This window comes from Pseudomonas sp. B33.4 (assembly GCF_034555375.1).
Lineage (GTDB): Bacteria > Pseudomonadota > Gammaproteobacteria > Pseudomonadales > Pseudomonadaceae > Aquipseudomonas.
Genome location: NZ_CP140706.1, coordinates 6,228,554 through 6,248,187, shown reverse-complemented (window position 1 = coordinate 6,248,187; position 19,634 = coordinate 6,228,554). Strand labels below are relative to the sequence as shown.

At 59.5% G+C, this 19,634-nt stretch carries 18 protein-coding genes; 12 read left to right on the top strand and 6 right to left on the bottom strand.

All coding sequences use genetic code 11. The features are described 5' to 3' along the window. Nucleotides 1-25: 25 nt before the first annotated feature. From U6037_RS27740 to U6037_RS27715, 6 genes are all read left to right on the top strand, one after another. On the top strand, nt 26-1,390 hold the full coding sequence (locus tag U6037_RS27740) for an aspartate aminotransferase family protein (protein WP_034151967.1): 1,365 nt from the start codon (nt 26-28) through the stop codon (nt 1,388-1,390). A gap of 172 nt (nt 1,391-1,562) precedes the next feature. Then, a complete protein-coding gene (locus U6037_RS27735; protein ID WP_007913851.1) occupies nt 1,563-2,675 on the top strand; it encodes a polyamine ABC transporter substrate-binding protein in 1,113 nt (370 codons plus the stop codon). 188 nt (nt 2,676-2,863) lie between these two features. Beyond that, complete coding sequence (locus tag U6037_RS27730; protein ID WP_322845187.1) at nt 2,864-3,961, top strand: polyamine ABC transporter substrate-binding protein; 1,098 nt, start codon at nt 2,864-2,866, stop codon at nt 3,959-3,961. A gap of 66 nt (nt 3,962-4,027) precedes the next feature. Further along, nucleotides 4,028-5,170 (top strand): ABC transporter ATP-binding protein, encoded by a 1,143-nt coding sequence (locus tag U6037_RS27725; RefSeq protein ID WP_007913856.1) that lies wholly within the window; start codon nt 4,028-4,030, stop codon nt 5,168-5,170. A gap of 35 nt (nt 5,171-5,205) precedes the next feature. Further along, entirely contained in the window at nt 5,206-6,087 is an 882-nt protein-coding gene (locus U6037_RS27720; RefSeq protein ID WP_176091783.1) for an ABC transporter permease subunit, read from the top strand. Beyond that, a complete protein-coding gene (locus U6037_RS27715; protein ID WP_007913861.1) occupies nt 6,084-6,974 on the top strand; it encodes an ABC transporter permease subunit in 891 nt (296 codons plus the stop codon). Before U6037_RS27720 ends, U6037_RS27715 begins: the two co-directional genes overlap by 4 nt. Nucleotides 6,975-7,115: 141 nt before the next feature. Here U6037_RS27715 and U6037_RS27710 read toward each other — a convergent pair whose 3' ends face one another. Further along, nucleotides 7,116-7,757, bottom strand: a complete 642-nt coding sequence (locus U6037_RS27710) for an HD domain-containing protein (RefSeq protein WP_322845186.1) — start codon at nt 7,755-7,757, stop codon at nt 7,116-7,118. A 226-nt stretch (nt 7,758-7,983) separates the two neighbouring features. On the opposite strand from U6037_RS27710, the gene U6037_RS27705 reads away from it, so the two are divergent. Next, the gene (locus tag U6037_RS27705) at nt 7,984-8,949 is read left to right on the top strand and encodes a GlxA family transcriptional regulator (RefSeq protein ID WP_322845185.1); all 966 of its coding nucleotides are present in this window, start codon (nt 7,984-7,986) and stop codon (nt 8,947-8,949) included. A 180-nt stretch (nt 8,950-9,129) separates the two neighbouring features. On the opposite strand, the gene U6037_RS27700 is transcribed toward U6037_RS27705, so the two are convergent. Together U6037_RS27700 and U6037_RS27695 are read right to left on the bottom strand one after the other, a co-directional pair. Further along, on the bottom strand, nt 9,130-11,538 hold the full coding sequence (locus U6037_RS27700; protein WP_322845184.1) for a penicillin acylase family protein: 2,409 nt from the start codon (nt 11,536-11,538) through the stop codon (nt 9,130-9,132). 102 nt (nt 11,539-11,640) lie between these two features. Then, entirely contained in the window at nt 11,641-12,219 is a 579-nt protein-coding gene (locus U6037_RS27695; protein WP_322845183.1) for a DUF6436 domain-containing protein, read from the bottom strand. A 98-nt stretch (nt 12,220-12,317) separates the two neighbouring features. Between U6037_RS27695 and U6037_RS27690 the strand changes: the two genes are divergently transcribed. Next, on the top strand, nt 12,318-13,265 hold the full coding sequence (locus U6037_RS27690; RefSeq protein ID WP_322845182.1) for an alpha/beta hydrolase: 948 nt from the start codon (nt 12,318-12,320) through the stop codon (nt 13,263-13,265). A 104-nt stretch (nt 13,266-13,369) separates the two neighbouring features. On the opposite strand, the gene U6037_RS27685 is transcribed toward U6037_RS27690, so the two are convergent. Further along, on the bottom strand, nt 13,370-14,101 hold the full coding sequence (locus U6037_RS27685; RefSeq protein WP_122604472.1) for a DUF2059 domain-containing protein: 732 nt from the start codon (nt 14,099-14,101) through the stop codon (nt 13,370-13,372). 108 nt (nt 14,102-14,209) lie between these two features. Between U6037_RS27685 and U6037_RS27680 the strand changes: the two genes are divergently transcribed. Both U6037_RS27680 and U6037_RS27675 read left to right on the top strand, forming a co-directional pair. Beyond that, nucleotides 14,210-14,842, top strand: coding sequence for a 2OG-Fe(II) oxygenase (locus U6037_RS27680; RefSeq protein ID WP_322845181.1), 633 nt, complete (start codon nt 14,210-14,212; stop codon nt 14,840-14,842). A gap of 1 nt (nt 14,843) precedes the next feature. Further along, the gene (locus U6037_RS27675) at nt 14,844-15,329 is read left to right on the top strand and encodes a DUF523 domain-containing protein (protein WP_322845180.1); all 486 of its coding nucleotides are present in this window, start codon (nt 14,844-14,846) and stop codon (nt 15,327-15,329) included. Between the two features lie 193 nt (nt 15,330-15,522). Here U6037_RS27675 and U6037_RS27670 read toward each other — a convergent pair whose 3' ends face one another. Continuing rightward, the gene (locus U6037_RS27670; protein WP_322845179.1) at nt 15,523-16,086 is read right to left on the bottom strand and encodes a transporter substrate-binding domain-containing protein; all 564 of its coding nucleotides are present in this window, start codon (nt 16,084-16,086) and stop codon (nt 15,523-15,525) included. A gap of 135 nt (nt 16,087-16,221) precedes the next feature. Here U6037_RS27670 and U6037_RS27665 point away from each other — a divergent pair, with 135 nt between their 5' ends. Beyond that, complete coding sequence (locus U6037_RS27665; protein WP_322845178.1) at nt 16,222-16,647, top strand: DUF4399 domain-containing protein; 426 nt, start codon at nt 16,222-16,224, stop codon at nt 16,645-16,647. A gap of 119 nt (nt 16,648-16,766) precedes the next feature. Here the strand turns inward: U6037_RS27665 and serA are convergent, their stop codons facing one another. After that, complete coding sequence (gene serA, locus U6037_RS27660; RefSeq protein WP_008085296.1) at nt 16,767-17,996, bottom strand: phosphoglycerate dehydrogenase; 1,230 nt, start codon at nt 17,994-17,996, stop codon at nt 16,767-16,769. Between the two features lie 206 nt (nt 17,997-18,202). Here serA and U6037_RS27655 point away from each other — a divergent pair, with 206 nt between their 5' ends. Beyond that, the gene (locus tag U6037_RS27655) at nt 18,203-19,597 is read left to right on the top strand and encodes an FAD-binding oxidoreductase (protein WP_322845177.1); all 1,395 of its coding nucleotides are present in this window, start codon (nt 18,203-18,205) and stop codon (nt 19,595-19,597) included. Nucleotides 19,598-19,634: the final 37 nt, after the last annotated feature.

Genomic DNA, 19,634 nt, shown 5'->3' with positions numbered 1-19,634 from the left:
TTCACCGATAACAAGGAGAATTGGCATGACCAGCAACAACCCGCAAACCCGCGAGTGGCAAGCACTCAGCAATGATCACCACCTGGCCCCGTTCAGCGACTTCAAGCAACTGAAAGAGAAGGGCCCGCGGATCATCACCAACGCCAAGGGCGTTTACCTGTGGGACAGCGAAGGCAACAAGATCCTCGATGGCATGGCCGGTCTGTGGTGCGTGGCCATCGGGTACGGTCGCGATGAGCTGGCCGACGCGGCCGCCAAGCAGATGCGCGAACTGCCGTACTACAACCTGTTCTTCCAGACCGCGCACCCGCCGGCACTGGAACTGGCCAAGGCGATTGCCGACGTGGCGCCGGAAGGCATGAACCACGTGTTCTTCACCGGTTCCGGCTCCGAAGGCAACGACACCATGCTGCGCATGGTTCGCCATTACTGGGCGATCAAGGGCCAGCCGAACAAGAAAGTCATCATCAGCCGCAAGAACGGTTATCACGGTTCGACCGTGGCTGGCGCGAGCCTCGGTGGCATGACGTATATGCACGAACAAGGCGATTTGCCGATCCCGGGCATCGTTCACATCGCGCAGCCGTACTGGTTCGCTGAAGGTGGCGACATGTCCCCGGAAGAATTCGGTATCTGGGCAGCCAATCAGCTGGAAGAGAAGATTCTCGAAGTCGGCGTCGACAACGTCGGTGCCTTTATTGCCGAGCCGATCCAGGGCGCCGGCGGCGTGATCATTCCGCCCGACAGCTACTGGCCGCGCATCAAGGAAATCCTCGCCAAGTACGACATCCTCTTCGTCGCCGACGAAGTGATTTGCGGTTTCGGCCGTACCGGTGAGTGGTTCGGTAGCGATTTCTACGACCTCAAACCCGACATGATGACCATCGCCAAAGGCCTGACCTCCGGTTACATCCCGATGGGTGGCCTGATCGTTCGCGACAGCGTGGTGGCGGTGCTCAACGAAGGTGGCGATTTCAACCACGGCTTCACCTACTCCGGTCACCCGGTGGCAGCCGCAGTGGGTCTGGAAAACATCCGCATCCTGCGCGACGAAAAAATTATCGAGAACGCGCACAACGAAACGGCACCGTATTTGCAGAAACGTCTGCGGGAACTGAACGATCACCCGTTGGTGGGTGAAGTTCGCGGCGTCGGTCTGTTGGGCGCGATCGAGCTGGTGCAGGACAAGGCCACGCGCAAGCGTTACGAAGGCAAGGGCGTCGGCATGATCTGTCGCCAGTTCTGCTTCGACAACGGCCTGATCATGCGCGCTGTGGGCGACACCATGATCATCGCGCCGCCGCTGGTGATCAGCAAAGCCGAGATCGATGAGCTGGTGACCAAGGCACGCAAGTGTCTGGACCTGACCCTCAGTGCGTTGCAGGGCTAAGTGCTAGGCTTTGAGCGGGGGAGCCGTGGCGCTCTCGCGCAAAGCTGTCAGAAAGGCTGGTCTTTTCTTGAAAGACCGCCTCGGATCTTGCCAGACTAGCCGCGGTTCCAGTTGTCCGGGTTCGGCCGCTGAACAAAGTGGTTCAAAAAAGAAAAATTTGGAGCATTAACGCATGAAGGCATTAGGCAAAAAGCTCGCTGGCAAGACTCTGCTCGCCATGTCCCTGATGGGAGTCATGGCGGCTGCGGCTCAGGCGGACGACAAGGTGTTGCACGTCTACAACTGGTCCGACTACATCGCCCCGGACACTGTGGCCAACTTCGAAAAAGCCACCGGGATCAAAGTCGTCTATGACGTCTTCGACAGCAACGAAACCCTGGAAGCTAAGCTGCTGGCCGGCAAGTCCGGTTACGACATCGTGGTGCCTTCCAATAACTTCCTCGCCAAGCAGATCAAGGCCGGTGTTTACCAGGAGCTGGACAAGTCCAAGCTGCCGAACTGGAAGAACCTCGACGAAGACCTGCTCAAGGCTGTTGGCGATGCCAGCGACCAAGGCAACAAGCACGCGTTCCCGTACATGTGGGGCTCGATCGGCATCGGCTACAACCCGGCCAAGGTCAAGGCTGCGCTGGGCATCGACAAGATCGATTCCTGGGATGTGGTGTTCAAGCCTGAAAACATCGAGAAACTCAAAAGCTGCGGCGTAAGCTTCCTCGACGCACCGACCGAAATGATTCCGGCGGCGTTGCACTATCTGGGCAAACCGACCAACAGCAAGGACAAGGCTGACCTGAAGGCCGCCGAAGACCTGTTCCTGAAAATCCGTCCATCGGTTGCCTACTTCCATTCCTCCAAGTACATCTCCGACCTGGCCAACGGCAACATCTGCGTCGCCGTCGGTTACTCGGGTGACCTGGAACAATCCAAGACCCGCGCCCAGGAAGCCGGTGACAAGGTCAAGCTGGCCTACACCATTCCAAAAGAAGGTGCCGGTACTTTCTACGACATGGTCGCCATTCCCAAGGATGCCGAAAACGTCGAAGCCGCCTACAAGTTCATGAATTACCTGCTTGAGCCGCAAGTGATGGCTGGCATCACCAACGCCGTGCGTTTCCCGAACGGCAACAAGGCTGCCACGCCACTGGTGGACAAGGACATCACCAGCGATCCGAGCATCTACCCGTCGGCTGAAGTGAAGAAGCAGCTCTACGCGATCAGCGATCTGGACGCAGCGACCCTGCGCCTGATCACTCGCAGCTGGACCAAGATCAAATCCGGTAAATAAGCCGGTTTGACGCAACAACCGCTGGCCGTCATGCCCCGCGCGGGCGGCCAGCGGATCAATTAAATGACAGGAAGTTTTGCAGGAACGGTTTTTCGAGGGTAAGTTGCGCGCCGGTTTTGTTGCCGGGCAGCCACGGCTGTCATGCAGCGCGGGGCAACTTGGGCCCAACTAATTTAGAGGACCTCCACTTGCCTATTTTTTCTTCTTTGCGCAAAGCCCTGCTGGCCACTGCCGGCCTGACGATTGCTGTCGGAGCCCAGGCCGCCGGTACGGTGCATATTTATAACTGGTCCGATTACATCGGCGAGACCACCCTGGCCGATTTCCAGAAAACCACCGGGATCAAACCGGTCTACGACGTGTTCGACTCCAACGAAACCCTGGAAGGCAAGTTGCTGGCCGGGCGTACCGGTTACGACGTGGTCGTGCCGTCGAACCACTTCCTTGGCAAGCAGATCAAGGCGGGCGCGTTCCAGAAGCTCGACCGCTCGCAGCTGCCCAATTATTCCAATCTCGACCCGGCGCTGCTCAAGCGTCTGGAGCAGAACGATCCGGGCAACCTGTACGCCGTGCCGTACCTGTGGGGCACCAACGGCATCGGTTACAACGTCGATAAAGTGAAGGCCGTGCTGGGTGTCGACAAGATCGATTCGTGGGGCGTTTTGTTCGAGCCTGAGAACATCAAGAAGCTGCAAAGCTGCGGCGTTGCATTCCTCGATTCGGCGGATGAAATGATGCCGACCGTGCTCAACTATCTGGGCCTGAATGCCAACAGCACCAATCCGAAGGACTACGAAAAAGCCACCGACAAATTGCTCGCGGTGCGTCCTTACGTGACCTACTTCCACTCCTCGAAATACATCGGTGATCTGGCCAACGGTGACATCTGCGTGGCCATCGGTTTCTCCGGCGATATCTTCCAGGCGAAGAACCGCGCAGCCGAAGCCAAGAAGGGCGTGAACATCGCCTACACGGTGCCGAAAGAGGGTGGCGCATTGTGGTTCGACATGCTGGCAATCCCCAAGGATTCGTCGAACGTGAAGGAGGCCCATGCCTTCATCAACTATCTGCTGAAACCTGAGGTGATCGCTCAGGTCAGTGATTACGTCGGTTACGCCAACCCCAACCCGGGTTCGGACAAGTTGATGGAACAATCCATCCGTACCGATGCGTCGGTGTATCCGCCGCAGGCCGTTATCGACAAGGCTTATGTGTCGATCGAGTTGCCACCGAACATTCAGCGTCTGATGACCCGCAGCTGGACCAAGGTCAAGTCGGGGATGTAAGGCACACACCATCCTGGGTTCGCCTTGCGGGGCGAACTGCATTGTTTTTTTCTGGGAGTTTCGTAAATGGCAGTTGCCTCCGGCGCCTATAAGAAAGCCCTCGAGGGCGACCAGACACCGAAACAGGTGCTGGTCAAAATCGACCGGGTCACGAAGAAGTTCGACGAGACGATTGCCGTGGACGATGTGTCCCTGGAAATCAAGAAAGGCGAAATCTTCGCCTTGCTCGGCGGTTCGGGATCGGGCAAATCCACTCTGCTGCGGATGCTGGCAGGGTTCGAACGGCCCACGGAGGGGCGCATTTTTCTCGACGGCGTCGACATCACCGACATGCCGCCGTACGAACGTCCGATCAACATGATGTTCCAGTCGTACGCCTTGTTCCCGCACATGACCGTGGCGCAGAACATCGCCTTCGGCCTTAAACAGGACAAGATCCCGGCGGCTGAAGTCGATGCCCGCGTGGCCGAGATGCTCAAGCTGGTGCAGATGAGTCAGTACGCCAAACGTAAGCCGCATCAACTGTCTGGCGGTCAGCGTCAGCGTGTGGCGCTGGCGCGTTCGCTGGCCAAGCGACCGAAGCTGCTGTTACTTGATGAGCCGATGGGCGCACTCGACAAGAAACTGCGTTCGCAGATGCAGCTGGAGCTGGTCGAGATCATTGAGCGCGTCGGTGTGACCTGTGTGATGGTGACCCACGACCAGGAAGAGGCCATGACCATGGCCGAGCGCATCGCGATCATGCACCTGGGCTGGATCGCCCAGATCGGCAGCCCGATCGACATCTACGAAACCCCGACCAGCCGTCTGGTCTGCGAATTCATCGGCAACGTCAACATCTTCGAAGGCGAAGTGATCGACGACGCCGAAGGCCACGCGACCATCACCTGCAAGGATCTCGACCGGCAGATCTACGTCGGCCACGGCATCAGCACCTCGGTACAGGACAAATCGGTGACTTACGCGATTCGTCCGGAGAAGCTGCTGGTCACCGCCGACCAACCGACCTGCGAATACAACTGGTCGAGCGGCAAAGTCCACGACATCGCCTACCTCGGCGGTCACTCGGTGTTCTACGTTGAATTGCCGAGCGGCAAGCTGGTGCAGTCGTTCGTCGCCAACGCCGAACGCCGCGGCGCGCGTCCGACCTGGGGCGACCAGGTTTACGTGTGGTGGGAAGACGACAGCGGCGTGGTACTTCGCTCATGAACATGCGCAAATTCAAACGCCGCATCAACCGAATAATCCCCAATGGCCGCCAACTGGTCATCGGGGTTCCGTTCATCTGGCTGTTCCTGTTCTTCATGTTGCCGTTCTTCATCGTCCTGAAGATCAGCTTCGCCGAAGCCGACGTGGCCATCCCGCCGTACACCGAGATCTACACCTACGCCGAGCAGAAGCTGCAACTGCTGCTGAACCTGGGCAACTACGCGATGCTCGCGGGCGACGAGTTGTACATCGCCGCTTACCTCGGCTCGCTGAAGATGGCGCTGATCAGCACCATCCTCTGTCTGGTGATCGGCTACCCGATGGCCTACGCCATCGCCACCGCGCGTAAAGAGCTGCAAACGGTGCTGGTGCTGCTGATCATGATGCCGACCTGGACCGCGATCCTGATCCGCGTGTATGCGTGGATGGGCATCCTCAGCAACAACGGGCTGCTGAACGGCTTCCTGATGAGCATGGGTTTCATCGACGAGCCGCTGCAGATCCTCAACACCAACCTTGCGGTGTACATCGGTGTCGTTTACTCGTACCTGCCATTCATGATCCTGCCGCTGTACGCCAACCTGGTGAAGCACGACAACAGCTTGCTGGAAGCCGCTTCCGACCTGGGTTCGAGCACCTTCAACAGCTTCTGGAAAATCACTATTCCACTGTCCAAGAACGGGATCATCGCTGGCTGCATGCTGGTGTTCATTCCGGTGGTCGGCGAGTTCGTGATCCCGGAACTGCTTGGTGGTCCGGAAACCCTGATGATCGGTAAAGTGCTCTGGCAAGAGTTCTTCAACAACCGTGACTGGCCGGTAGCGTCTGCGCTGGCGGTGGTGATGCTGGCGATCCTGATTGTGCCGATCATTCTGTTCAACCGCAGTCAGGCCAAAGAAATGGAGGGCAAAGAATGAAGCGCATCCGTTTCTCCAGCCTGATGCTGGTCATTGGTTTGCTGTTCATCTACCTGCCGATGCTGATCCTGGTGATCTACTCGTTCAACGCCTCGAAACTGGTGACGGTGTGGGGCGGCTGGTCGATCAAGTGGTACGTCGGCCTGCTCGACAACACGCAACTGATGGGCTCCGTGCTGCGCTCGCTGGAAATCGCCTGCTATACCGCCGTAGCGGCGGTGGCGCTCGGTACGCTGGCGGCGTTCGTGCTGACCCGCATCACCCGCTTCAAGGGCCGCACACTGTTCGGCGGTCTGGTGACAGCGCCGCTGGTGATGCCTGAGGTGATCACCGGCCTGTCGCTGTTGCTGCTGTTCGTGGCCATGGCGCAGATGATCGGCTGGCCGCAGGAGCGTGGCATCGTCACCATCTGGATCGCCCACACCACATTCTGTGCGGCGTACGTGGCGGTGGTGGTGTCGGCGCGTCTGCGTGAGTTGGACCTGTCGATCGAAGAGGCAGCGATGGACCTCGGTGCGCGGCCGTGGAAGGTGTTCTTCCTGATCACCATTCCGATGATCGCGCCATCGCTGGCGGCGGGCGGCATGATGTCGTTCGCGCTGTCGCTGGATGACCTGGTACTGGCGAGCTTCGTTTCCGGCCCGGGTTCGACGACCCTGCCGATGGAAGTGTTCTCGGCGGTGCGTCTGGGCGTGAAGCCTGAGATCAACGCCGTGGCCAGTCTGATTCTGCTGGCGGTGTCGATCGTGACCTTCATGGTCTGGTTCTTCAGCCGCCGTGCCGAAGAAGCGCGCAAGAAAGCCATCCAGCAAGCCATCGAAGAAAGCGCAGCCGATTCGTGGAAGCAGCCGGACGTGCGTCGGGCGCCAAGCCCGGAGGCGGCGTAAGCACTAATGGGTTGGCCTCATTCTCGAGGCCAACCCAATTCAAACTGTAGGAGTGAGCCTGCTCGCGATAGCGGAGTCTCAGTCAGGAAATTTCCAACTGACAGGACGCTATCGCGAGCAGGCTCACTCCTACATGGGTTTTTAAGCAGTCCAGGGAGAGTTGCGGATGACTTCAACGAAGTTCATCGGCTTGAACCCCGGCTCCTGATCCTTCAGCACATCGGTCTTCACATTGCCGAACGTGGTCTGCGGACGATGGCGCAAGCCATCGGCAAACGCGCAGATGATGCATTCCTTGAAACCTTCCCCACGCGGGTGCGCATGCACCACCGCTTCACGCTGCACGGTGCTGAACGCCGCGTAATCCATTCCCAGTACATCCATCTCCACGCCTGCGGTCACCAGCGCTACGGTCGGGCGCAGATGCTTCGGCACGCCCGGTGTGGTGTGCAAGGCAATCGACAGCCAGACTTGTTCGATGTCGTCATCACTCAACCCGTAGGGTTTGAGAAACGCCGCCGCTGCGTTGGCACCGTCTACTTCGAAGCGCTTGTCATCACTGCGATGACCTTCGACCAGGCCGAGGTCATGGAACATTGCGCCGACGTACAACAGCTCCGGGTTGTAGGCCAGTTGCTGACGTTCACCGCTCAGGGCGCCGAACAGGAATACCCGACGCGAATGGTGGTAGAGCAGGTCGGACTCGATGTCGCGGATGTACTCGGTGGTGGCCCGGGCGAGGGCGCTGTCAGGGATTTTGATGCCGGCGATGGTGCTGCTCATAACGGTTTCCTCGTCGAAAACGCCGTCGTGGCGCTGATGGGGAAAGTCTGTGCCCGAGGCTGAAACCGGACAATCGATCCATGGCTGCGATCCTTGCCAATCCACCTGCAAATCGTGCCAAGCTAAAAGATCGCAGCCTTCGGCAGCTCCTACATGGGAAAGCGGGGACACCTGTAGGAGCTGCCGAAGGCTGCGATCTTTTGCTCTTGAAAGGGAATCCACAGCCATGAACAAAACCGTCGCCATCGTCGTGTTCGCCGGCGTGCAGTCACTGGATGTCAGCGGCCCTATGGACGTGTTCGCCGAGGCCAATCGCTTCTTGGCGGCCGAGGATCACTATCGGCTCGAAGTGATCGGTGTCGAACACGGCCCGATGGCCTGTTCCAACGGTTTGAACCTGAATGCCCATCGGCATTTCAGCGAAGCACTCGACGCCTACGATCTGCTGCTGGTCGCCGGCGGGCCGCAATTGCCGTTCATGGATTTCGGCGCGACGTTCGACGGTTGGCTGCGCGGGGCCTGTGCACGGGCGCAGCGTTTTGGTTCGATCTGCAACGGCGCGTTCATGCTGGCGCGCGCCGGATTGCTGGAGGGGCGCACCGTGACTACGCACTGGAATGACGCCGAGGCGTTGGCGCAGTTGTGTCCGACAACGCAGGTCGAAGCGGACCGCTTGTATGTCGAGGACGGCACGCTCTACACCTCGGCCGGAGTTACGGCGGGCATCGATCTGTCGCTGTATCTGCTGGCCCGTGATCACGGTGCCGAAGTGGCGTTGAGCGTGGCCAAGCGATTGGTGGTGTTTACGCAGCGTTCTGGTGGGCAGTCGCAGTTCAGTCCGTTCCTCACGCCACATGCGGAGCCGACATCGGCGGTAGCGATGGTGCAGTTGTATGTATTGGCCAATCTCACAGGCGATCTGACGATTGCCGATCTGGCCAATGCGGCGAACATGAGTGCGCGTAACTTTTCCAGAGTGTTCGCCCGGGAGGCCAAAGTCACCCCGGCGGAGTTCGTCGAGCGGGCGCGAGTGGATGCGGCGCGGGTGATGCTGGAAAGCACCACGGCGCCGTTGAAGACGGTGGCATATCAGTGCGGGTTTCGCGATGCGCAACATATGCGCAGTGTGTTCAACCGCCGATTGGGCGTGACGCCGCAGCAGTTTCGGCTGAATTTTGCGCTGCTGCTTTAACCCTCACCCCAGCCCTCTCCCGGAGGGAGAGGGGGCCGATCCGGGGATATTGAGGAGATACGCCGACGTGAAATTGCTGTGCCGAATCCACAATCGACTCGATCTCTCAGGTCGGTGCATAGCGAAAGACACCTCGGTCAGTCCCCTCTCCCTCTGGGAGAGGGTTAGGGTGAGGGGCTTTTAAGGTGCCCGCGCCGGCAACAACTTCAAGGTACTGCGCGTATTCGCCGTCACCTCTTCGGCATTGAAATGCGCCTGCACATACATCCCGTCGACATACGCCTCAGCCTGATCGTCATAGTGACTGTCAAACGGCACACCACTCTGCCCGACCGGGTTGATCGTCAACCCATGTGCGGGATCGGCAAAATCCACCAGCCGCCGAGTCGACGGCCCGTAAGTCACCGGCCATGGCGCCGGGCCGATCTTCGCCGACAGATTGTTCGGCACTTCATGACTGCCCGGCGCCGCAAACGGCCCGACATTGAAAATCCGATCCAGCGGCTTCTGCTGTCCCAACGGATGGCCGTGAGTCAGCGTATGCGCGGTCCCCCATTTCCAGCCAGCAACATCGTCACCAAGCGTTAGCTTCAGATGCGCCATGCTCGCCTGCCATGCCGTGCGCACGACGTCTGCGCGAGTTTCTTTGGCCGGCGTGCTGCGGTTATCCCACCACGGAGAATCGGCATTCGCCGCCAGTCTGGGCAACGCCGCATCGATCACTCGCGTGGACAGTAAGGTGTCGAAAAAATCATTGCCCAACTCATCACGCATCGCCGCATCGGCCAGGTCGTAGAGGAACTGGTTGAACACCGTCGCACTGACCGAATCCAGCGGATAGTCGCCCGGCCACTGCGCCAGTTGCTCGACCAGTTTCAACTGCGCCGGATCGCTGACCACCTCGCGTAGCACCGGTAGCAATGGCGCCAGCAATCGCGGGCCATAACCGGTCGCCGTGCCCAGTTGCAGTTTCTGGTTGGCTTCGTTGGTCCACTTCACGCTCTTGTCGCTGAGCTGACGATTGAGCTGTTGCCCGCGATCGGCGAGGTTGTAGTAACCGGGAATCTCCATGCCGGTCGGCGACAGCGGCTGGAAGTTGGCCGAGACGATGTAGCCGCGTGCCGGGTTCTCTTCCTGCGGGTTGGCGCTGAACGGGTAGAAACCGTCCTTGTCGGCCTGATTGCTGCTGCCGTCGAGGATGAACTCCGGCCGCACCCCGGCGGGGCGCTTGGGCAGCAACGCCGAAGCCCACCAGGCGATATCGCCCTTGGCGTTGGCGTAGACGAGGTTCAGCCCTGGTGCCTGCACCTTGGCCGCGGCGGCGCGGGCCTTGGTCAGCGTGTCGGCGCGGTTGAGCTGGTAGAAGCCTTCGAGGATCGGGTTTGGCGTTTCGAGAAACGCCCACCACATGGCGATCGGTGTCTTGCCGGCTGCGGTGCCGAGCGCATCGTTGACGATCGGGCCATGAGGGGATTGGCGCAGGGTGAGGGTCACTGGCGACTGCCCCTTCACATTGATTTGCTGCTCGGTGACGACCATGTCGGTCCACTGGCCGCGATACCAGACCTGATTCGGATTGTCCGGGTTGACCTTCTCGGCGATCAGATCCAGATCATCGTTCTGGAACATGGTCAGGCTCCAGCCGAAATCGAGGTTGTGCCCCAGAAACGCAAACGGCACCAATGCCTGATGATGGCCGTACAACTCGAAGCCGGGCGCCGACAGTTGCGCCTCGTACCACACGGATGGCACCGAGAAGCGAATGTGCGGGTCGCCGGCCAGCAGCGGTTTGCCGCTCTGGCTGCGGCTGCCGGCAATCACCCAGGCGTTGCTGCCTTCGAACTGCGGCAAACCATTGTCGATCAGCGCTTGTTCGCTGAGACGGGCGAGGGCGTTGAGGTCCTTCCAGTCGCCGGCAGCGAGAGCCGGCGTCGGTTTGGCGTGACCGTTGACCAGCACACCTTTGGGCTGCCAGTCGAGGTCGAAAACGTTGAGATAATCGGCGCCGAGCTGATCGCGCACGTAGGTCAGCAGCGGTTCGGTGCGAAACGCCGCCGCAAAGCTATAGGCCATGTAGCCGGCGACGCTGATGCTGTCTTCCGCCGTGAACGGCCGTTTGGGGATGCCCAGAACGTCAAACTCGATCGGTGCGGCGTGGCTGTCCTGATATTGGTTAATGCCATCCAGATAGGCTTGCAGGCCCTTCCACGCCGGCGACTGTTTATCGAGGCTGGCGACATAACTGGCGGCGCGCTCGCGGATGCGCAGGCTGCGGAACAGTTTGTCGGTGTCGAGCAGTTTCGGCCCGAGCACTTCGGCCAGTTCGCCACGGGCGAGGCGGCGCATGGCTTCCATCTGGAACAGCCGGTCCTGGGCATGCACATAACCGAGGGCGCGATAGAGGTCGGTTTCGTTCTCGGCGCGAATGTGCGGCACACCGCGCTCGTCGTAGCGCACGGTCACCGAACCTTGCAGGTTACGCAGTTCGACCTGGCCCTGGCGCGTCGGTTGTTTGCTGTAGACATACCCGCCGACGCCGGCAAGCAGAACAACGATGAGCAAGCCAATTACGGTGAACACGCGCTTCATGGTGACTCCTTGTGCATGCGGGATTGCCGCCCGTCGGGCTGCAAACAATTAGCACAGACCCTCCGGCCCGTGCAGCGCTGTCCTTGAAAAGTCCGGAATGCCTTACGGCGTCTCCACCGGCCACGGGCAATAACAACCGACCGCCAGGGTGTGCGTGGCATTGACCGGGCGATCTTGCGTCAGGGCATTCAAAATCGGTTCGATAAAACTGTTGCTGGAGTTACAGGTCAGGCCTTCGCTGTACGGGCCGAAGTAGGCCAGTTTGCCGCTGCGGTCCCAGATCGCCACGGCCGGGCTGGCGGGGACTTGTTCGGAGCCGGGCAAAATCGTGATGGTTTTCAGGCTGCTGAGGGGGGCGGGTAACTGGCCGTGGCTGCCAGTTTTTTGCACGGCGAAGAATTCAACGCCTTTGGCGCCAAACTGCTCGACCATCTCGGTCAGGTGCTGTTGATTGCCGACATTGCACGGGCAGGCCGGGTCCCAGAAATGCACCAGGCGGATCTTGCCGGGGCCGGCGAGATTGTCCGGCAGGCGCAGCGGATCACCGGAAAACACTGCCGTGTGTTCGCTGAACGCACGCAGATAACGCCCCTGAAACCAGTCATACGCCGCCCACAGGACCCCGGCGCAAATCAGCGCGAGCAGGCTGGCAAACAGTGCGGTGCGGTAGGGCGAACGCATGGATTTGGTTCCTCAGAGGCGGGCTAGCTTGCCATGTCTGTCACTACAGATGAATATCGCAGGCCGATAAAGTCTGTTTACCGTTTTGGAATTCCCGCATGCCTGCCACTTTCGACCCCGATCAAATCCGCGCCAGTCTCAAGCCTTTGGCCGAGTGGCAGCCTTTGTCGGACGAGGCGAAGGCGTACCAGCAGTTTTATCAAACCGATTTTCCCCATCGCGATGTCTGGCGTGGCATGGGCCGTTTCGACGTCGATGGCTATGAGCTGGTCAGCCATTGCTGGTGGCCGGAGAAGGTCAAGGCGACGCTGTTTCTGCTGCACGGTTACTACGATCACGTCGGACTCTACCGGCATGTGATCGAGTGGGCGCTGGACCAGGATTTTGCGGTGATCGCCTGTGACTTGCCGGGCCATGGCCTGTCGAGCGGGCCGCGCGCGAGCATTCGCGATTTCTCTGAATATCAGGACGTCCTGCAAGCGTTGTTCGCCGAGGCGCAGTCGATCGCGCTGCCGCAGCCGTGGCATTTGTGCGGGCAGAGCACCGGCGGGGCGATTGTGGTCGATCATTTGCTCAACCATGCGCAAAACAGCCCGGCGCAAGGTCAGGTAATTTTGATGGCGCCACTGGTTCGGCCGCGAGCGTGGGGCTGGTCGCAGCTGAGCTATTACCTGCTCAGGCCGTTCGTCCGGGGTGTTGCGCGACGCTTCAGCGAGAATTCCAACGATCCGGATTTCCTGCCGTTTCTGCAGGCCGATCCGTTGCAGCCGCGACGCTTGCCGACGAAGTGGGTAGGGGCGTTGTCGCGTTGGATCATCCGCGTCGAGCACGCGAAAAAAAGTCCGCGACGGCCGCTGATCATTCAGGGGCAGGCGGACATGACCGTGGACTGGCAGCACAATTTGCAAGTATTGAAATGGAAGTTTGATCGACCGCAGATCTTGCTGCTGGCCGAGGCGCGACATCATCTGGCGAATGAGACGGCGGAGATGCGTGAGGAGTATTTCGAGTTCTTGAGCAAGCGCATCAGGGGCCGGAATCTGTAGCGTCTGTGAGGGCCCCATCGCGAGCAGGCTCGCTCCTACATTTGGAATGCGTACCCCTGTAGGAGTGAGCCTGCTCGCGATAGCGGTCTAAGAGACGACGAAGATCATTGCCCGACAGCCAACCCTGCGCGAATCGCCGCCAACGCCGCCTGGTAATACGCCTTACCCTCAGCCGACTCGGCAAATGTCGCAAACTCCTCCAGCTCTTCATCCGACAGATCGCGATAGACGTAAAGCAACGTGTTGTTCATGTCCGCGCCGATCTGATCCATCAAGCGCTGGCGCTGACCATTGAGCATGCCTTGCGCCTGACCACCACCGAGCAGCCCGGGGATCATCGAACTCAAGCTGTCCGCCGCCACACCAGCAATCGCCAGGCTGACTTCGGCGCCGGCTTCACGGGCCGGCAAGGCTTGCGCGAGGTGGCCGATGATCAGCAGACGGCTGTCACTGGCCTGCATCTTCGGCAAACCCTTGGCATTTTTAGCCAATTGATCGCGACGCGTCGCGAGCAGCTCAGCCGCGACGATTTTCTTGCCCAACGGCGATTGAAAGAAGGTCAGCGCCGGTTTCGGATCGGCAAGCTTCTGCCGCAGTTGTGCTTCGGCACGTTGATCCACGGCCTGCGGGGCAAAGCGCTGGTTGCTGTTGTTGACCAGCGCTTGAAAGACAGCGGGCGGCAGACTGTTCTGATAACGCTGCTGTGCAGCCGTCAGGGCATCGTTGAAATGCGCACGTTGATCTGGCCAGCCGGCGACCTTGTACAACTGATCGTGGCCGTCCGCCCAGGCGGGCAACACGCAGAACATCAACAGTGAAAAAAGCAAACGGCGCATAGGGACTCCTGTCAGCAGCGGACTATTCTCCGTGCGGTGCCGGTACTTGTCGAGAATTCGTAGCAAGCCGCCGCGTGGCTCTGTCGGATTTCTTGCCGCCGACATACTATGCGCGCCATGCAAATATCCTCTGAACACCCACTGCTGTTACGCATTGTCGATGACCTGGCCGAACACGGCTGGTCGCAGCAGAACATATTCCTGCCCGCCGGTTTGACCCGCGAGCTGGCGGCCGAGTGCCGCAAACGTGAGGCCGAAGGTGAACTGGCGCCGGCGGCGGTGGGGCGTGGGCCGTTTTCAGAGATTCGCGAGGGGATTCGTGGCGACCACATCCAGTGGATCGACCCCGGTCAGGCCGAGGCCAGCGACCGTTATCTGAACTTGATGGAGAGCCTGCGCGAGGCACTCAACCGTGGCTTGTTCCTCGGCCTTGAAGACTTCGAATGCCATTTCGCCCTGTACCCGCCTGGCGCGTTCTATCGCAAGCATGTCGACCGTTTTCGCGACGATGACAAGCGCATGGTCTCGGTGGTGGTCTATCTCAACGACGCGTGGTTGCCGGAGGATGGTGGTCAGCTGCGCATGTACCTGAACGATGAGCGCGTGCATGACGTGCAGCCTACTGGCGGGTGTCTGGTGGTGTTTCTTTCCGGCGAGGTGCCGCATGAGGTGCTGCCGGCGAGCCGCGAGCGCCTGTCGCTGACTGGCTGGTTCCGCCGCCGTGGCAACGAGCCGTTCTGAGATGGAAAGGATTCTGGTCAGTCGTTGCCTGCTGGGTCATCGCGTGCGCTACGACGGCGGTGCGAGCGGGCCGTTCGATTTGCTCGAGCAGTGGATTGCCGAAGGGCGTGTGGTGCCGTTGTGTCCGGAGGTCGCGGGAGGATTGCCAACGCCACGGGCAGCGGCGGAAATCCCGGGCGGGCAGGGTGGTGAAGTGCTTGATGGTGTCGCCTCGGTTATAACCACCGAGGGGGAGGATGTCAGTGCGCAGTTTCTGGATGGCGCGCAGCAGGCGCTGGAGCTGGTGCAGAAGCACGGGATTCGTGTGGCGGTGCTCAAGGCCAACAGTCCGTCTTGCGGGAATCTGCTGACGTATGACGGGACGTTCAGTGGTGTCAAAGTCAGTGGCGAAGGGGTGACGGCTGCGTTGCTCAAACGCCATGGTGTGCAGGTTTTCAGTGAGTTTGAACTGCCGCAGGCGGCGCTGGCTCTGGTTGCTTTGGATTGATCCGTAATTGTTGCCCTCACCCCAGCCCTCTCCCCGAGGGAGAGGGGGCCGACCGAGGTGTCTGGCGCTGTCCATCGACCTGAAAGACCTTGTCGATTATGGATTCGGCAAAGTAGGTTCAGGTCGGCGTATCTCTATAGCAACCCCAAATCAGTCCCCTCTCCCTCCGGGAGAGGGTTAGGGTGAGGGGCTTCTAAGGCTTCAACCACTTCTCGGTCAACGCCGCCAAACGCCCATCCGCCCTGATCCGCTGCATCGCACTCTCCAGGCTGGCCTGAAACGCCGGATTGCCCTTCTGAAACGGAATCGCCAAGTCCACTGGTTCCGCCGCTTTCGGCTTCTCTTCCGTCAACGCCTGCACCAGCACCATCGGCCGTGGCTGCTCATCTTTCTTTGCCAGCAACTGCGAATCGACCTTTCCGTAAGGTTCGCTGAAGTCGAAACGATCCTTGAGTTCGGGTGTCAGTGCTATGTGGTTGAGCGCGACGTCGTACTTGCCGCTTTCAACGCCCTGAAGCAGATCGGCCTCGTCAGTGACGATGAAGTCGGCGCGCACATCCAGCTCGTTGGCCAGCAGTTGCCCAAGCTCGACCTCGAACCCCGTGAGTGTGTCGCCTTCCTTGAAATTGAAGGGCGGTGTATTAGCCTCAAGGGCAATGCGCAGCTCGCCACGGTCGTTGACGTCATCAATCAGTTCGGCTTGAGCCAAAGGGCTCAAAAGGGGTAGCAGGCAGATCAGGCCAGGCAGAAAACGCATGGTCACTCCTTTGAAATCATTATCGCGACGCTCTGATTCAGGCTCGCTTTGCTATGGTTGTCGAGTGCCTTCGACAACGAATGGTCATGAAGTTGTCATGACCGTGCGGATTTTACGGAAAAACTGGAGAAGAAAATGAAAAGCTTTATGTCACGTGCAGCGTTCGCGGGTGTGCTGATGGGCGTTTCGGTGCTGGCCAGTGCGGCGACACCGGCCCCCAAAGATGCCGAAGTGTTCATCGTTTCTCCCGAAGACGGGGCCACTGTTTCGCAGACCTTCACCGTCAAGTTCGGTACCAAGGACGTCGCACTGGCGCCGGCCGGTGATGTCACCAAGAACACCGGTCACCATCACCTGCTGATCGACGCCAAGGAAATTGTTCCTGCCGGTTCGGTCGTCCCTACCGATGCCAACCATATGCACTTCGGCAAGGCGCAGACCCAGGCTGACATCAAGCTCGCCCCGGGCAAACACACCTTGCAGCTGGAACTTGGCGACAGCGGTCACATGGCATTCGACCCGCCAATCGTCTCGAAGAAAATCACCATCAACGTGGAATAAAAAAGGGAGCCCTTTCGGGGCTCCCTTTTTTATCAGCGGCGAGTTGCAAGCTACGAGCTTCAAGCAAAAGCACAAGCGAACATCACTTGCCGCTTGTTACTTGAGGCTTGTAGCTGTTCTTAGAAAAGAACCCGGCTACGGATGGTGCCGTTGATGTGCTGCAGCTTCTCTTGCGCCAGATCCGAGTACTCGGCGTCGACGTCGATTACCACGTAGCCAACCTTTTCGTTGGTCTGCAGGAACTGACCGGAGATGTTGATGCCGTTTTCGGCGAAGACCTTGTTGATCTCGCTCATCACACCCGGGATGTTCTCGTGGATGTGCAGCAGGCGGTGTTTGCCAGGGTGAGCCGGCAGGGCCACTTCCGGGAAGTTCACCGACGATACCGAAGTACCGTTGTCGCTGTACTTGACCAGTTTTTCTGCCACTTCCAGACCGATGTTGGCTTGCGCTTCAGCGGTCGAACCACCGATGTGCGGGGTCAGGATCACGTTGTCGAGGCCACGCAGCGGGCTTTCGAACTCTTCGTCGTTGGAGCGTGGCTCCACCGGGAACACGTCGATGGCCGCGCCGATCAGGTGCTTGTCCTTGATCGCGTCCGCCAGAGCGTCCAGTTCAACCACGGTGCCACGCGCCGCGTTGATCAGGATGCCGCCCTTCTTGATGGCGCGGATTTCCTTCTCGCCGATCATCCACTGGGTCGCAGCGGTTTCCGGAACGTGCAGGGTGACGATGTCGGACATGCCCAGCAGCTCGGTCAGGCTACCGATTTGAGTCGCGTTGCCCAGCGGCAGCTTGGTCACGGTGTCATAGAAGTACACCTGCATGCCCAGACCTTCAGCCAGAACCGACAGCTGCGTACCGATCGAGCCGTAGCCGACGATGCCGAGTTTCTTGCCACGGATCTCGAAGGAGTTGGCGGCGGATTTGATCCAGCCGCCACGGTGGCAGGAAGCGTTTTTCTCCGGGATGCCGCGCAGCAGCAGGATCGCTTCGGCCAGTACCAGCTCGGCAACGGAGCGGGTGTTGGAGTACGGCGCGTTGAACACGGCGATACCGCGCTCGCGGGCAGCACTCAGGTCAACCTGGTTGGTGCCGATGCAGAAACAGCCGACCGCAACCAGCTTCTTCGCGTGATCGAAGATCTCTTCGGTCAGTTGGGTGCGCGAACGAATGCCGATGAAGTGAGCGTCAGCGATCTTTTCCTTGAGCTGGGCTTCCGGCAAGGAACCTGTCAGGTATTCGATGCTGGTGTAGCCCGCCGCCTTGAGGACGTCGACAGCCGATTGGTGGACGCCTTCGAGAAGAAGGAACTTGATCTTGCTCTTATCGAGAGAAGTCTTGCTCATCTGCGTAAACCTGTATCCCGGAGAAAAATGGCAGGGAGGGGCGCAGCCTGGAGCTGACCCAAACGGCAGGAAAGCCGTTACCGCAGATCTGGCCTTGGGCACTGTCCTGCGGGGTCGATATGCTAGCATAGCCTCCCCGCTAAACACTCATTCCTGCGACGTGAAGCGTTCTCAGGATGACCATGAATTGTTCGAGAGTTCTGTCGATGACCAATCCTGCCCTGATTGATGAACTGAAGACCCTGGTCGAGCCTGGCAAGGTTCTGACCGACGCCGACTCCCTGAATGCGTACGGCAAGGATTGGACCAAGCACTTCGCCCCGGCGCCCAGCGCCATCGTGTTTCCCAAGACCATCGAGCAGGTGCAGGCCGTGGTCCGCTGGGCCAACACGCACAAGGTCGCGCTGGTGCCATCGGGCGGACGCACCGGGCTTTCCGCTGCTGCGGTGGCGGCGAATGGCGAAGTGGTCGTCTCGTTCGATTACATGAATCAGATTCTTGACGTGAACCTCACCGACCGCACCGCCGTTTGTCAGCCGGGTGTGGTCACCGAGCATTTGCAGAACGTCGCCGAAGAAAAAGGTCTGTACTACCCGGTCGACTTCGCCTCGGCAGGTTCCAGCCAGATTGGCGGCAATATCGGCACCAATGCCGGCGGGATCAAGGTGATTCGCTACGGCATGACCCGTAACTGGGTGGCCGGTATGAAAGTTGTCACCGGCAAAGGTGATGTGCTGGAACTGAACAAAGACCTGATCAAGAACGCCACCGGTTACGACCTGCGTCAGCTGTTCATCGGCGCTGAAGGCACCCTCGGCTTTGTCGTTGAAGCGACCATGCGCCTTGATCGCGCACCGAAAAACCTTACCGCGATGGTCCTCGGCACCGCCGATTTCGACTCGATCATGCCGGTTCTGCATGCCTTCCAAGGCAAGCTCGACCTGACCGCGTTCGAATTCTTCTCCGACAAGGCCCTGGCGAAAGTCATGGGCCGTGGCGACGTTCCGGCGCCGTTCGAAACCGATTGCCCTTTCTACGCGTTGCTGGAATTCGAAGCGACCACCGAAGAAGTGGCCAACAGTGCGCTGGAAACCTTCGAGCATTGCGTCGAGCAGGGCTGGGTGCTGGACGGCGTGATGAGCCAGAGCGAAACCCAACTGCAGAACCTGTGGAAACTGCGCGAGTACATCTCCGAAACCATTTCGCACTGGACGCCGTACAAAAACGACATCTCGGTCACCGTGTCGAAAGTGCCGGCATTTCTGCAGGAAATCGACGCGATCGTCGGTGAATACTATCCGGACTTCGAAATCGTCTGGTTCGGCCACATCGGCGACGGCAACCTGCACTTGAACATTCTCAAGCCGGATAACCTGAGCAAGGACGAGTTCTTCGCCAAGTGTGCGACCGTCAATAAGTGGGTGTTCGAAACCGTCGAGAAGTACAACGGTTCGATTTCCGCCGAACACGGCGTGGGCATGACCAAACGCGATTACTTGACCTACAGCCGCTCGCCGGTTGAGATCGAGTACATGAAAGCGGTAAAAGCGGTTTTCGACCCGAACGGCATCATGAACCCGGGCAAGATTTTCGCGGTTTGATCGGCAATCTTTGATGAATCAATGAAGGCAGGAGTCG

Excerpts from the sequence above, each read along its gene's own strand:
- U6037_RS27740 (WP_034151967.1), top strand. The coding sequence starts at position 26 with ATGACCAGCAACAACCCGCAAACCCGCGAGTGGCAAGCACTCAGCAAT.
- U6037_RS27735 (WP_007913851.1), top strand. The coding sequence starts at position 1,563 with ATGAAGGCATTAGGCAAAAAGCTCGCTGGCAAGACTCTGCTCGCCATG.
- U6037_RS27725 (WP_007913856.1), top strand. The coding sequence starts at position 4,028 with ATGGCAGTTGCCTCCGGCGCCTATAAGAAAGCCCTCGAGGGCGACCAG.
- U6037_RS27715 (WP_007913861.1), top strand. The coding sequence starts at position 6,084 with ATGAAGCGCATCCGTTTCTCCAGCCTGATGCTGGTCATTGGTTTGCTG.
- U6037_RS27710 (WP_322845186.1), bottom strand. The coding sequence starts at position 7,757 with ATGAGCAGCACCATCGCCGGCATCAAAATCCCTGACAGCGCCCTCGCC.
- U6037_RS27705 (WP_322845185.1), top strand. The coding sequence starts at position 7,984 with ATGAACAAAACCGTCGCCATCGTCGTGTTCGCCGGCGTGCAGTCACTG.
- U6037_RS27700 (WP_322845184.1), bottom strand. The coding sequence starts at position 11,538 with ATGAAGCGCGTGTTCACCGTAATTGGCTTGCTCATCGTTGTTCTGCTT.
- U6037_RS27695 (WP_322845183.1), bottom strand. The coding sequence starts at position 12,219 with ATGCGTTCGCCCTACCGCACCGCACTGTTTGCCAGCCTGCTCGCGCTG.
- U6037_RS27690 (WP_322845182.1), top strand. The coding sequence starts at position 12,318 with ATGCCTGCCACTTTCGACCCCGATCAAATCCGCGCCAGTCTCAAGCCT.
- U6037_RS27685 (WP_122604472.1), bottom strand. The coding sequence starts at position 14,101 with ATGCGCCGTTTGCTTTTTTCACTGTTGATGTTCTGCGTGTTGCCCGCC.
- U6037_RS27680 (WP_322845181.1), top strand. The coding sequence starts at position 14,210 with ATGCGCGCCATGCAAATATCCTCTGAACACCCACTGCTGTTACGCATT.
- U6037_RS27675 (WP_322845180.1), top strand. The coding sequence starts at position 14,844 with ATGGAAAGGATTCTGGTCAGTCGTTGCCTGCTGGGTCATCGCGTGCGC.
- U6037_RS27670 (WP_322845179.1), bottom strand. The coding sequence starts at position 16,086 with ATGCGTTTTCTGCCTGGCCTGATCTGCCTGCTACCCCTTTTGAGCCCT.
- U6037_RS27665 (WP_322845178.1), top strand. The coding sequence starts at position 16,222 with ATGAAAAGCTTTATGTCACGTGCAGCGTTCGCGGGTGTGCTGATGGGC.
- serA (WP_008085296.1), bottom strand. The coding sequence starts at position 17,996 with ATGAGCAAGACTTCTCTCGATAAGAGCAAGATCAAGTTCCTTCTTCTC.
- U6037_RS27655 (WP_322845177.1), top strand. The coding sequence starts at position 18,203 with ATGACCAATCCTGCCCTGATTGATGAACTGAAGACCCTGGTCGAGCCT.